Below are 13,552 nucleotides of genomic sequence, written 5' to 3' on the forward strand. Positions count from 1 at the left end.
TTAATCAGACTTAAACTGATAATAGTTAGAGCAAAAGTAAAACTGCAGATCAAACTTGATATGGTTATAAAATTTGTAACTTCCAAATCTATCCTATCGTTATTCATTAGACCAGAGGAAGAAACCCTCTGGTTATTTTATTGTTTGATTATATAAAATATAAGTATGTAACTACTAGTTCCAAACTCTCTTGGAGGTGTTTTGATTTGAAAAAACTTTTAATAAAATTATTTATTAATATTTCTAAAGTAATTATGTCTATTGCTTACGATAGGAGATATTTAAAGGGGCGGTGGTTTGATAATTCAGCGAAAGGTTGGCGTTGGTGTTGGAGAAGTTTTTTTATGCAAAAAATAGTTGGTTATAATAGAAAGGTTCCCTTTCCTGTATCACATCGTAATAATATAGGCAGTTATAATAATCTTATATTTGACCCTGATGATATAAATAACTTTCAAAACTTTGGTTGTTATTATCAGAACTTTGAAGCAAAAATTACAATTGGTAAAGGAACATATATTGCACCTAATGTTGGATTAATTACACAAAATCATAAAATTGGTGAGTTAGATAAACATGATGTAGCCAAAGAGATAAAATTAGGAGAAAAATGCTGGATAGGCATGAATTCTACCATATTACCAGGAGTTACTTTAGGTGACAATACTGTTGTTGGGGCAGGTTCTGTTGTAACTAAAAGTTTTCCTAATGGAAATTGTGTTTTAGTTGGAAACCCTGCAAGAATATTAAGAAGGCTGGATAGTAATGAAAAATAAAATTGCCATAATTACCCCATTTTATCCAATAAAGCATAGAAACGATTTGTTCGAAGATACAAAAGCGATTTATTATCTTTTAAAGGATTTTCCTAAAGATAGTGATGTTTTGATTATACATTTATATATGCATGGCTTTAGAACTGCTTTTAAACAACTCAGGAAAGTTTTGTCGATAAAAGGAAATTATAAACATTATTTATATAAGGATGATTATGGAAATAGACTTATTTTTTTTGAATATTTACTTTTATTTCCAAAGTCTATAAAAACACTTTCTTATTTTAGCAAGAAAATCATTAACATATTAAAGGATTTTTCAATAAAAGAGCAATATACTCCCGAAATTGCTGTTGTACATTTTCCAACTTACTATGTTGACCTAATGAATAAAATCAGTTTATTTCCCAAAACTATAGCTATTTTACATTCATTTGACATAAAAAATATAAAAAATAGAGGTAAGATTAAACAGTGGGAGGATTATTTTAATAACTTCAATGCAATTGGCTTTAGATCATACCAAATAAAAAAAGAGTTTGAAAACCTAATAGAATTCAAGGGAAAAAAGTTTATGTGCTTATCCGGTATCCCGGAAAATTACATTTCACATCAAATAAATAGTTCGAATTACAATGTAAAAGAAAAAATTAATTTAACATTTGCAGGAAGATTGGATAGTAATAAAAATGTAGCTAATACAATTCTAGCTTTAAATAAGATTGATAAAAAAATACAATTTTCATTTACAATAATTGGTGATGGAGAAGAGAAAAACGGTATTAAGAAAATTGCACAAAATATTGGGATGTTTGACAGGATTAATTTTACAGGAAGATTAAGTAGAGAAAAAACATTCGAATCTATGATTAATGCAGATATTTTTATTATGGTAAGCAAAAAGGAAACTTTAGGTATTGTTTATTTAGAAGCAATGGCTGCTGGGTGTATAATAATAGGAACACGTGGACAAGGAATAGATGGTATTATTATTGATGGAGAAAATGGATTTTTAACTGATTCCAATAATATAAATGAAATATCCCAAACAATTTATCGTGTTATGACTTTGTCATCAGAAGAACAAGAGAGAATAAGGAAAAATGCAAGAAGGACAATAGAATCATTAAATGAAAAAACTGTATCAAGAGAATACTTCTATAATATATGCTCTATTAAACAGGAGGAAAATATATAAATGTTGGTAAAGAATTTACTAGGTGGTGGAGTGGGAAAGGCAATCCTAATTTTAACGTCAGGTTCTATAATTGCTCAATTTTTAACGATCTTAGTATCACCACTTCTTACTAGATTTTATACACCAGCCGAACTTGGTGTTTACACTTTAATTTTAACCGCTGAAAGTTTGTTTGGTAGTATTTTATGTGGCAGATATGATGTTTCTATAGTATCAGAGTCTGATCCAAAAAAGGTTTTTCCACTAATAAAATTATCTTTAATAATAACACTTATCTTTAGTACAATAGCTACAATTGGGTATGGAACATACTACTTTGTTGCCAATAATGAATATCAAGATTTCTCATATGCGGTTATTTTTATCTTTATTATGCTAATTTTTAATGGATTAATGAGAATTTTAGAGGCATATAACAATAGATACAAAGAATACAAGATTATGTCAACTGTTTATGTTATTAAAACAACTACTCAAAATCTTGGAGCTGTTATTCTTGGTTTTTTTAAACTCGGAACGATAGGATTATTAATATCACACACATTTGGAATGTTATTTGGTCTAAAAAAGCAGTCTACAAGGATTAGGCAGCATCTTAAAGAAATTCGAAAATCAAGCAAAAGTGAAGTATTACTAGTAATGAAGGAACATTCTAATATGCTGTTTTATTCAGTTCCTGCAACTTTCGCAAATCGTTTTTCATATACATCAATAATGCTATTTATTGAATCTTTATATGGATTAACAGTATTAGGTTTTTATTCTATTTCTTACAAGGTTTTAGGTTTACCATTAACTGTTTTAAGTACTAATATTTCAAAGGTTTTTTTTCAAGAGGCATCAAGAGAATATGATAAAACAGGTAGGTTTATTAAAAGTTTTTTTAGGATAAGCGTTATCCTTCTTATATTAGCTGTTCCAATGGTTTTAATAATGTATTATATTGCACCGATAGTATTTGAAGTTGTATTTGGCCCGGGTTGGGGCAATGCAGGTGTATATGTACAAATACTTGCTCCAATGTTCGGAATTCGTTTTATAGTTAATACTGTTGCATATGGATTACAGATTGTAAAAAAACAAAAGCAAGAGTTAGGTCTACAAATTTTGTTCATTACTGCATCAGTAGGTTGTTTTATACTTTCTAAAATATTTATGTTAAAAGTAAATGAATTTTTATTCTCTATAACAATATCATTTAGTTTAATATATATTATTTACTATCTAATCATAATGATGTATGCATATGGGAACAGAGGCCTTGATTTACATCAAAAATAATTTAAATTTTTAATTTTGGACCAATAAAGGTAAGTATGTTTCGATTCAACCCATATTTTTGTGTAGTAGATTTTAAGTTAGAAATCTAGTTGGGTTAAATGAAGCCGTAATTCTATTCATCGTTTAAGGAAAGTTTAGGAGTTAATGACATTGATTTAAGTTGTTAAATGAAATAAAGTACTCTTTTATATTCATAAAAAATCATATTGAGGAACTCTTAATGAGGAAGGAGTAACAAATCTTCATCCTAAGGATCAGTGATGTAAAGGGAGAAAAATTGAAGTATTTACTTGTATGAGTACCTTTAAGAATATTTTACGATTTAATTTATAATTGTTAGGAGAGCAATATGATTTTCGAAGATATATTTTCCTATTTTGGCTTTGTATTTTACTTAATAGTATTTTTTCTTGTTATTTTCTATGTGAAGAGAGTTATTTCCAAAAAGGGATTTAATGTTTTATGTATGTTTATATTAACCTTTAGTATGTTCTATTTTGTAGTACCTTTCTTTCAAACATATTTCAAGTACTATAGAGACAATACTTCACTCTTTACTCAAATGTTAAATCAAAAAAGTGGAGATGAAATATTTCTCACTTTACTTATTTGTCTTACCAGTTTAATTGTTATTGTTTTATCCTATCATTTTAAATTTAATTCTAAGGCTAGAATAATCAATCGAATGAATGGTTTACAAGTTAATGTGAATCAAAACATTTTATTTAAAAGAGTTAATAATATAACTGATATTATTTTGATTTTTGCTGTAGGAAGTATTATCTTATTAATTAACGAAGTGGGATCTCTGCAAGGATATTTATCCCTAGGTGCTCAAACTAGAGGTTTAGATAAAGATCCTACAGAAATAATTAGATCAAGCTATTTACAGCTTGTAACGCTTTCTACAATTATTTTAGTGACTCCTTATTTATATCTTTATTTACTCAGAATAAAAAAAAATAGAGTGCTTTTGATTAAGTTTATTATATCTTTATTATTCTCGATACTGTTTCTTCTATATAATCAAGGACGTGCACCATTAATTATTTTCTTTTTACCTTTCTTATTTTCATTTAGTAAAAGAAAGAAAAAGGGTTATTGGGGACTAATAATATTGTTTATAGTAGGAATTTATTTGCTAACGTATTTAGATGGATTATTTAAATATTTAAGCTATGGATATTATGAAGTTGATGAGCAAGTGAACTTTATAACAACTTTTTTAGGTGAGTTTTCATACCCTTTTGCAAATTTTATAATGAGAAATGAGTTAGTAGATTTTTCTGGATATCGATATATGTATGATTATATTATTTGGCCATTAGCAATGATTCCAAGCATGTTATTAAAACCTCTTGGTATTAAAAAGGAGTTAATTGTTTCTGTACAAACTTATAATACAGATGCTTACGGTTACTTTCTAGGGGTTGTTCCATCTGGGGGGATCCCGGTAGATATACTTACATTTAATTATTATCAGTTAGGGTTTATTTCGTTAATATTTATGTGTTTTATTATTGGAAGGGCCCTTAGAAAACTTGATATAGTTTTTAATTATTTTAAAGATAATTTTGCAATCAAAATAGTATTATATAGAATATCATTTTCAATGATAAATATTTTAAATAATGCGGATATTACTGCAATTGTAAGAAATAGATTAGATGTTGTAGTTTTGTTAATAATATTAATTTATATATATAGGTCATCAAAGAAATTAACGAGTATAAAAGGTGATTAAGGTAATTAAATTTAAATAAAGGCTTTTTTATTCGTTGTCAGTGCACTGGAATCCTAATAGTAGACAATATAAAATTAGTTTATGCAAGGAATCATTGTATTATTGCTGTTTTCCTTCTTCTTAATTTCCATAGGGTATCAGAATCCTGAGAACCTTTCAAGAAAAGACTGACAGAATACCAGGATTCTAAGATTTGGTCTGCGGCAGACAGACAGTTGTTTGTCGTTTTAAACAGTGATTGTGGCAATGCTAAAACAACCACAATTTGTAGGTTTGTAGACCGGCTTGATAACGGAAAGTTCCAAGTTCTCTATTTATCTGACTCAAACCCCTAGACACTTTTTATAAAGGATTGTTAGAACAATTAGGCTCTGAAGCAAAGTTTAATAGAGGTGATGCCAAACGGCAGCTACATCGTGAGATGAGAGGAGTCCGAGGCATTCAGCCAGTGGTAGTGGTATATGAAGTTAACTTATTAGATAAAGAGATGCTTGAGGAGGTAAGGTTCTTGCTTAACTTCAAAATGGATGCCCAAAGTCCAATCGCACTTATTCTTGTTGGACAGAGTGAACTTTGGGACTGCCAACGCTTTTCAATCATTCGAAGGTATTAGGCAAAGGGGGGCAACTATTACCGGGCACAAGTTGGAGAGTATGGGGCTAAACATCTAAAATACGCAGGAGTAGACCAACAATTCCTTTCGTACGTCGCTTTAGATGAAATTCACCAGTTTTCCGGTGGGATCCGCAAGGCTCATAAATAGGTTATGTACTCATTGTTTACTTTATGGGTCACAGAACGGATTTCTAATAATAGATGATCATATGGTTGAAAGGGTTATTGAGGGAGAATTGTCATGATTCTCCCTTTTTCCCAAGTTACACGGACAATAATTCCGTCAATATACGGACATTAAATAACGTCAATTTCTGGACTTTATAATATTTCAATAACAATATTAGAGAAACGAGTACTCAATAGATTATGAATATTATTGTAAAATAGAAAATTCAAATACTATTACTAGCCCAGGTTCCTTTTTATCAAGTTATCGTAAGAACCATATAGTGTGTAAGTTTGGTTATTCATAAATGTAAAATTAAGCACTTTTATAAGAAACTTTATAATACGTGATTACCCAAAGAAACTAAGTATTCAATTACTTCTATTACTTTTATTATGGCAATTTTTAATTTAACTCTATCAATAGTAAAATTGTCATTATCTACATCCACAAATATTGGAACTGTACCTCTAAAAAGGAGATAATTTCTCCAGTTGAAAAGAAATCTGGTATAAATAAGGCTCTTCTTTCTTTGATATTCCCTACATCACACTAATTTCATTGCTACTGTTCCATTTCCACAAGAAATGCAATGCTTAACGCCAACGAAACCATCTAATTGTTCTTCCTAATTCTTTTACTTCTTTACCAACAATTTAATTTCCCTCTATGACAACTTCGCTTATAGCAGAATCTATCTCCAGCTCGTATCTCTTATACTGAGTCTTTAATCACGGAATTCTACCATTTATTAAATCTCCATTATCATATATATAATTTACTAGTGAGCTCTTTACGTGTAGCACAAATCAAACTTAACTTCTTATAAAAACGACGGCATATGGGTGCCCCGCCTCTAGCATTGAAGTTCTATATCATTCAATGCTCGAAGAAAGTCTTCCCTTAGCCAACTACATGTTTTTGACTGTTTAAATGCCTGGATGCATTCCTTTAATTGATTTTTCTCTTCAGGAGTGGCAATTAACGTTTCTGGCCTTAAATAGTTGGGGACTCTTTTTAAAAGGTTCATTAAGTTTTCATGTGTTTCACTAGCCAATACAGGAAATGTAACTTCTAATGCAATATCCATAGATGCTTTAAAGGTAAAAGGGTTAGGAATGGTTAGATTTGTCCGCAATGTGTCATCCTCCTCTACTTGATTAATTTAATCATAAGGAGAAGTAACCAAAAATTGTGTTACATTATGTTAAAAATAGTTAAAACTTTTGTCTAACATTGCCTTTCCGAATCCAATAACCCGTTTTGTTTCTGAAGAATATTCCTTTGTTCCATAAATGTTTGTTCTTAACACTGTCGTCGGAGGAGCTGTATTGTTTTTTAGGTATTTACTTACTGTATTACGGGATATTCCAAGTTTTGTCGCATTTGTCTTTGCGATAAACCTTCAACCTCTTTTAAGAATTTGATATTATGAAATTGAGCCATATGATCATCCTTTTCGTCCTCTCATATGAAGTAAGTTTGGTCACTTCCTATCATAAGAGAGTAAATAGAATTGGAAATTATGTGGCTCATTTTTTATGCGATCAAATCGAATAAAAGTGGCTCAAATCTAAATTATCAAAAACAAAAGGGTCTTATCCAACAGTCTGCTATTTTATATCTGATTGGGAGAATAACCATAACGAAGAAATTGATAAAGGGCATGATCGTTTAGAACATCCTCCAAGAGAACCACAAGTAGACTTTGGCGTAATGGAAGTTGTAAAAGATGGGGAGTTTATGGATTCACATTTTTTAGTCATGTCGTATCCGCATAGTAATGCAGCTTTTGCGGTACCTTTACCATCCGAAAACCAAGAATGTTTTCTTCAGGGGCCTAAAACTCTTATTTACACAATCGGGGGGGATTACAGCCAATAGTACTGGGGTCAGACCCCCACTAAGCTAAAGTTTAAAGCGATAAAGCACAAAGGTAATATTTTAGAGCTAGTCTCTAGGTTTTTGTTCTTCAATTTGTCAAAATTTATTATCGAATTTGTTAGGATTTTAGAGGATGTTGTTGAATTAAGTAATTGGTAAAGAACTTACCGCTTAGATGAAAGTGAGGTGCCCAAGTTGTGTTTGATAACTGCATATCAGTGTATAACATAAGAAAGTCGTTAGTGAGTTTTAGGTTTTGCTTTCAAGAAAATTACCATTACGTAATTTTTGAAATAAAAAAACACCTAGTTTAGGTGTTTTAATAAGGACTTTGGTACAAAGTTGATTGAATCACATCTCGATTTAATTCATATTTGCGTAATAATGATGAAGCCAAGTCTTTAAACCATTTTGGAGAAGTTGGAGCTACATAAACATTCTCAATTAAAATATTTAGGTCCACATTAATATTGGTTCCAATTTCGAATTGAGGTAACTTCCTAGATTCATTATTAATATTAGAATCATCAATAATTGCTCTTATTTCGCGCTCATGTTCAAAGCTTTTCCTTTTAAATAAAAATGGACTAAAAGCATTCCCCTCTGGAATCCAATCCGAATCATAGTCAACATAATCAACTTTCCCAATATAAATATTTTCATTTGCATCATGGAAACTCTTGCAAAATCTGTAGTAAGTTGATTGGATGGCTATACCCTCATAACTCTGCAAGTATAGCTTCCACATAGCAGCTGATTCATGGTCATTCATGTGCCAGCAACTAATAAGAATGTGTTGCCTTAATCTTTTTGAAAACTCATCTATCTGGCGAAATACCTCTTCATTTATTCCGGAATCTTTGTATATCGTAGGACGTAAAATTTGATTTGCCTTTGAATAAGTTCCCTCAAATGGATCTTCAAATTTATCTGACCTTGTAAAAAATAGTGAATTATTATCTAGCATACTAACAAACTTCGTGAAGTCCATGTATTTCCAAATCTTAATTTCTTCATTTTCTGGTTTTTTAAAAATCGGATGTTCTACGTACATAATACACCGCCCCTAACAGCAAATTATATAGAGATTGGAGTAATTGAACAATTACTTATTTTTTTGGTAAGCCCCCAATCAAACAACGCATATAAACCCGCAGCTCCTCTTGGTACGATACAAGGGCTAGGGCTATGGGGTCAGACCCCCACTAAGCTTGACGATTACCGTGTTAAATAGTGTCTCGTTTTTTTTTAGTTAAGTTATATTAGAATCCACCTTAATTACTGCGATGCAAATACTACTATCAACAAAATAAGATCAAATAATAAGATTCCTCCAAAAACTGTATATACAATCCTTTTCCAATTTCTAATCAAAAATACAACTGATTTTGATACGTACTTTATAACCCGACCTGAATCTTCAATTTTCTTTAAACCATGATTAGCATTTGAAGTATGGTATCCACGTAAGAATAAAGATGCAGATAACAGAGTAAGAATTTTATATTCTTCTGACCCCATATTATGAGTGTTAAATGCAGTATTGTTAATAATACTTTCAAAATATCTTTTACCAATCATATTAAATTCCTCTGGAAAGATTTTTTCCACTTCTTTGCTATCTTTACGCATAAGAAAGTCAAAGGGAGGTTCAACATTAAATAACGAAAGAAATGTGTTATAATATTTTTTCCAATAATATTCATAATTGGGGGTCTCTTCTTTAAGGATATCCGCAAGGATAATTCCACCTCTAATAAATAACGGAAAAACATCTTTTTCTAAGACTTTAAGCTGATCCTTAGGCACTTTATAAAAATATTTTATGACTCTTATGACTTCCTTACAATTTTTATTAATCATAAACTCAGTAATATTATCAAACGATGGTTTAGAATTAACTTTTGCCATGAAAAGTTCCCAAATTCGTTCAGCATTATCAGTAAAAGTTTCATATGCCTGCCAATAAAACGTTTTAATAGCTGGTTCGTATTCATCATCCTTTTTAGCATTGGCATATAAATCTCTGTAGTTGTCATACTCTTTTCTAGTAATTTCATTGCTTAGTATTTCGTATGCTTCAATTATTGCAATCATAAGTCCTTCATCTCCACCTACATCAGGGTGATGAATTTTCGCTAAATCTCTATATGCTTTTTTTATTTCTTTGATTGTAGCCCCTTCGTTTATTCCCAGGACTTTATAGTAATCTTTCATAATCCATTCTCCTCATTGTTCATAAAGTAAATATTCGGCACAAATTGACTATTTAATTATAAATGAAAAGGAAATAATTGGGGCTATTTTCCTAAATTTTGGGTCAGCGTATAATGGCAAATAAGTCAACTATCACTTTATCTTAAAAAGGCCAACTTTAAGTAGAATCCAAAATTTCCATTTTTTTGAAGGTTCAACTATCACAGAATTATATAATAGGGCTCCTCTAGAACGTGAAAGGATCTCGTGTTTTTAATATTGGTGCCTGTCACTCTCCGAATATTCTTGTTTCATAGAATTGTTCCTCAAGATTTCACCTATAAGGCGGTTGTCTAGCAATTGATATTAGATGCCCAAGGATTGACGGCTCTAGATGCCCCTAGTTTGATGGAATTAATGTCCAAAAATTATTCCGAAACAGGGAGAATCATGATAATTCTCAAAGAAAACCATTTTACTCATTTGATATCTATAATCCAAGAGGCACTAGGGAGGTCTAGGATTATAGGCGACAGTTCTCATGGTTTAATACTTATTTTGTATCAGGTATATAAATGAATAGAACCATGAGAACCGTTGTTCTGACTTATGAACTTACTATTAACTTAAAGCCTAAGAGGTAATCTCAGCTGTTTTAACGATAGATTTACTGATCTCCGATGTTGTTGATTCCTAATTTGAAAAGACTAGATTTCTATTACTCGATTGCCCTCAATCATGTTTGTTAGCTGTTCTATGTTCGCAAAGGGAGAGGAAGAAACGACTTTACTTAAACCTTGCATACCAATACTCACTAATTCTTTATCACCTTGCTGCAATCCAAGATCAATTACCTCGAATGATTTAGCAATCGCCACTTTTCTTTCATCGAAAATCCGGTCAAACACTTTATGATAGAGGTCATATCTTTTTTCCATTTCTGTTAAAAGAACTTCCTTTTGTGCTTGAATTTTGGCAAGTTCTCTTTCTGTTACTTTCGCTTCCTTATAGGCCACCGTTAATTTATTGAAAAAATTCAATACATCAGTGGATGGGATTACATCGGATACTTGATCTAGTTTTTTTAAGGCTTGTTGTCCAACATTTTTACTAGCTTTTGACTTAATTAATTCAAACATTTAGTAACAGCTCCTTTAATCTTCAAATACCTTGGTATCAATGATTACGGCAAAATCACTTGCAATTCCACCTATGTAGGCTATGTTTTCAAAGTCCTTCTTTGAAAAGTAATTTCCTCTCAATATTGTTTTCCTTGTCCATTTTAACGCTTTTGAGAGTACAGGATATTTATAGATTTCTTTATAAACACGTTTGAACTCCTTGTTAAAGACATCATTTGCTTTATGTAAAGCGACGATAAGTTCATCTGAACGGTCATCAACTAAATCTAGCTGCAGAATATTCGAATGAATTTGGTCTATTGCTTTAATAACCTTATTCATTTGTTTTTCTATTTCATTTATTTTTTTATTGGCTTGTACATGACTAAAAATACCCGTTATAGCAAGAGCTGGGATGGCAACTAAGCCTCCTAATACAGCAGTACCCACAGCCATCCCTCCACCCCCGGCAGCAACAGCGCCTCCACCTAACCAAGCCAAGGTAGCATTAACGCTGGCTGCTCCTGATAATCCAGCAATAGCTGTCCCGGTTGACGCAACACCAAATTGAGAAACAAGTGCCCATGTACCAAGTGCTGCTCCAATCCCAGAAGAAACTCCCTTGGTAGCGTTCATCGCCACGTGTGCCGCATTAAGGGTGGTTTCAATTTGGTTAAAGTTAATTAACATTCTCTATTTCTTTACCCAAACTTCGATAAATGAATTCACGGTCTTTCCCTTTTAGTTTTTTTGATATTTTGCTAATTTTATTGAGTGAATTTACAGATTTAACTTTAAGTTTTACAACTTTTTCAAGAGCCTTATTAACACTTTCTCTTCTGTCTTCCATCCTTCTATATAAGGATTCATATTCATATTGCAGATCCTCAAACTCCTCAACTTTTCGGTCAATCCTCCCAGATGCACCAAAAGTGACCAAATTCTTAAAAAAACTCATCCCTGGCTCCCCTTTAACTCATAATATCTAAACAAATTATAATATGAATTGGAAAAGAATAGAATATTTTTAGGAAAATTTTGACGATTAATGCCAGTAGCTGGCAGATATGTGGGGAGATGGTCATTAATTTCCGTGCCTGTGGTCAAGCCCCCGAAAAATAGACATTGGAAAAATCGACGTTTATGAAGCATTTTGGTAATTAAAATAATACATTTTAGGAGAAACGAATCCCATTCTTTTTTGGATTCGTTTTTCATTGTAATAACGAATATATTTCTACCCCCATCAAATGAGGATTCCTAAAATCCCGTGCCTGTGTCACTCTCCGAGTTTTGTCGAAGTTTAATAGATTAATAGCTGCTGCTAGGTTCTGTATTATGAAGAAAGTTTGCTAAATTAGCCAATTACCCTATCTAACAGTAGGTAAGGGTGTGTGTGTTTAATGCGGTAAAGTTTAAAAGAGGTGGTTAAGACAGAACACTTTTTTCTTAAGAGTATTGATGCCGAGAAGTGCCCTTGCTGATAATTGCAACATTACTCCCCGTTAGCGTGATAAGCGATATAGGTAATAGCTGGTAAAATAATTAGGTTAATGATTTCCTTCCTTGTATATTACTTACAAATACCTAACATAAAAGATTCGTTAGTGTGACTATCGTTAAAGAAATTTTATACAATTAACTACATTACAATCAGAGTCCGTGCATTTGTAAATTCCCGAGTCCAATGATTTGGGCCAAATTAATTCAACTTTACATCCGCATTTTTTACATTTCGCTTCTGGTGGCGGCATTACATATCACCTCGCTTTCTCTTTACCTTATATAAACGGGGAAAGTGAGGTGATTTGTAACAACTAATAAAAACTTTAAGAACTTCAATAGTGAGATTATTCTTCATACCTCCTGAACCAATATGGTAATAACATTAAACTAAATGCTTCACGATGAAGTTGATCTTCTTTATCCTTATTTCCAACTGATGCAACTCTTATTTTGTTTCTAGAGGAGCTTCATACAAATTCTTACTAACATCTGATAGATTTATAGTTCCTTTTGGGTACATTTCTCTTTCGCAGTTTTTAGGATTTCCATATGAAAAGTAAGTCCTGCATACAAAGGGTCTGGCATCATAGATAGAACAAGAATTATTAATTAAAAATGGACATTTTACATTTTTTCTTGTGTATTCATCATGTTTTGTTTTATCCCCGTATTCATATGTTTCTGCCCAATCACCAATATCTTCATTACATTTGTCAAAATTTTTATGCAACCTATTTAGGGCGTCTTTATCCATATTTTTTCTAATCCAGTTTGCAATATATAAAGATTCGACCTCGGTTGTCCAAATAGGATATTTACAGCACCTAGAGCAACCACTTTTACAACTTGGTTTTGTATTTGTCTTTTCATGTAGCAAGTTGAAGTAATTTTCTAGTACCGATAATTGTTCAGAATACATTCTAACCAAATTATCATCAGGTTGTTCACTTGCTTTTACTTGTTCTATTAAGGATGTTCCTAGCTTGTAAGCCATCTTAGCAGATGCTTGAGCAATATCAGATGCCTTTTGCTCGTATGATCTATAATCCGTTTTCATGAGTA

At 31.6% G+C, this 13,552-nt stretch carries 12 protein-coding genes; 5 read left to right on the forward strand and 7 right to left on the reverse strand.

The genetic code is table 11. The annotated features are described in order from the left end of the window. Positions 1 to 206 precede the first annotated feature (206 nt). From QUG14_RS19865 to QUG14_RS19885, 5 genes are all read left to right on the forward strand, one after another. A complete protein-coding gene (locus tag QUG14_RS19865) occupies positions 207 to 776 on the forward strand; it encodes a DapH/DapD/GlmU-related protein (protein ID WP_289342169.1) in 570 nt (189 codons plus the stop codon). Then, positions 766 to 1,974: a glycosyltransferase family 4 protein gene (locus tag QUG14_RS19870; protein WP_289342170.1), complete on the forward strand. Its 1,209-nt coding sequence runs from the start codon at positions 766 to 768 to the stop codon at positions 1,972 to 1,974. Before QUG14_RS19865 ends, QUG14_RS19870 begins: the two co-directional genes overlap by 11 nt. Then, the gene (locus tag QUG14_RS19875) at positions 1,975 to 3,255 is read left to right on the forward strand and encodes a lipopolysaccharide biosynthesis protein (protein ID WP_289342171.1); all 1,281 of its coding nucleotides are present in this window, start codon (positions 1,975 to 1,977) and stop codon (positions 3,253 to 3,255) included. Between the two features lie 349 nt (positions 3,256 to 3,604). Next, the gene (locus QUG14_RS19880; protein ID WP_289342172.1) at positions 3,605 to 4,999 is read left to right on the forward strand and encodes a hypothetical protein; all 1,395 of its coding nucleotides are present in this window, start codon (positions 3,605 to 3,607) and stop codon (positions 4,997 to 4,999) included. Positions 5,000 to 5,351: 352 nt separating this feature from the next. Then, positions 5,352 to 5,612, forward strand: a complete 261-nt coding sequence (locus tag QUG14_RS19885; RefSeq protein WP_289342173.1) for an ATP-binding protein — start codon at positions 5,352 to 5,354, stop codon at positions 5,610 to 5,612. 1,027 nt (positions 5,613 to 6,639) lie between these two features. Here the strand turns inward: QUG14_RS19885 and QUG14_RS19890 are convergent. The 7 genes from QUG14_RS19890 to QUG14_RS19920 form a co-directional block, all read right to left on the reverse strand. Next, complete coding sequence (locus QUG14_RS19890) at positions 6,640 to 6,921, reverse strand: hypothetical protein (RefSeq protein WP_289342174.1); 282 nt, start codon at positions 6,919 to 6,921, stop codon at positions 6,640 to 6,642. A 1,065-nt stretch (positions 6,922 to 7,986) separates the two neighbouring features. Next, a complete protein-coding gene (locus QUG14_RS19895) occupies positions 7,987 to 8,721 on the reverse strand; it encodes a hypothetical protein (RefSeq protein ID WP_289342175.1) in 735 nt (244 codons plus the stop codon). Positions 8,722 to 8,945: 224 nt separating this feature from the next. Next, entirely contained in the window at positions 8,946 to 9,884 is a 939-nt protein-coding gene (locus QUG14_RS19900; protein WP_289342176.1) for a J domain-containing protein, read from the reverse strand. A gap of 686 nt (positions 9,885 to 10,570) precedes the next feature. Then, positions 10,571 to 11,002 (reverse strand): hypothetical protein, encoded by a 432-nt coding sequence (locus QUG14_RS19905; protein WP_289342177.1) that lies wholly within the window; start codon positions 11,000 to 11,002, stop codon positions 10,571 to 10,573. 15 nt (positions 11,003 to 11,017) lie between these two features. Continuing rightward, a complete protein-coding gene (locus QUG14_RS19910; RefSeq protein WP_289342178.1) occupies positions 11,018 to 11,674 on the reverse strand; it encodes a hypothetical protein in 657 nt (218 codons plus the stop codon). Further along, positions 11,664 to 11,942, reverse strand: coding sequence for a hypothetical protein (locus QUG14_RS19915; RefSeq protein WP_289342179.1), 279 nt, complete (start codon positions 11,940 to 11,942; stop codon positions 11,664 to 11,666). Before QUG14_RS19915 ends, QUG14_RS19910 begins: the two co-directional genes overlap by 11 nt. Positions 11,943 to 12,935: 993 nt before the next feature. Next, the gene (locus QUG14_RS19920) at positions 12,936 to 13,547 is read right to left on the reverse strand and encodes a YkgJ family cysteine cluster protein (protein ID WP_289342180.1); all 612 of its coding nucleotides are present in this window, start codon (positions 13,545 to 13,547) and stop codon (positions 12,936 to 12,938) included. Between the last annotated feature and the right edge of the window lie 5 nt (positions 13,548 to 13,552).

The sequence above is a fragment of the Neobacillus sp. CF12 genome (assembly GCF_030348765.1).
GTDB lineage: Bacteria > Bacillota > Bacilli > Bacillales > Cytobacillaceae > Neobacillus.

Bases quoted from the DNA above. Each gene is read 5' to 3' on its own strand.
- QUG14_RS19870 (WP_289342170.1), top strand. From the start codon at position 766: ATGAAAAATAAAATTGCCATAATTACCCCATTTTATCCAATAAAGCAT.
- QUG14_RS19875 (WP_289342171.1), top strand. From the start codon at position 1,975: ATGTTGGTAAAGAATTTACTAGGTGGTGGAGTGGGAAAGGCAATCCTA.
- QUG14_RS19880 (WP_289342172.1), top strand. From the start codon at position 3,605: ATGATTTTCGAAGATATATTTTCCTATTTTGGCTTTGTATTTTACTTA.
- QUG14_RS19895 (WP_289342175.1), bottom strand. From the start codon at position 8,721: ATGTACGTAGAACATCCGATTTTTAAAAAACCAGAAAATGAAGAAATT.
- QUG14_RS19900 (WP_289342176.1), bottom strand. From the start codon at position 9,884: ATGAAAGATTACTATAAAGTCCTGGGAATAAACGAAGGGGCTACAATC.
- QUG14_RS19905 (WP_289342177.1), bottom strand. From the start codon at position 11,002: ATGTTTGAATTAATTAAGTCAAAAGCTAGTAAAAATGTTGGACAACAA.
- QUG14_RS19910 (WP_289342178.1), bottom strand. From the start codon at position 11,674: ATGTTAATTAACTTTAACCAAATTGAAACCACCCTTAATGCGGCACAC.
- QUG14_RS19915 (WP_289342179.1), bottom strand. From the start codon at position 11,942: ATGAGTTTTTTTAAGAATTTGGTCACTTTTGGTGCATCTGGGAGGATT.
- QUG14_RS19920 (WP_289342180.1), bottom strand. From the start codon at position 13,547: ATGAAAACGGATTATAGATCATACGAGCAAAAGGCATCTGATATTGCT.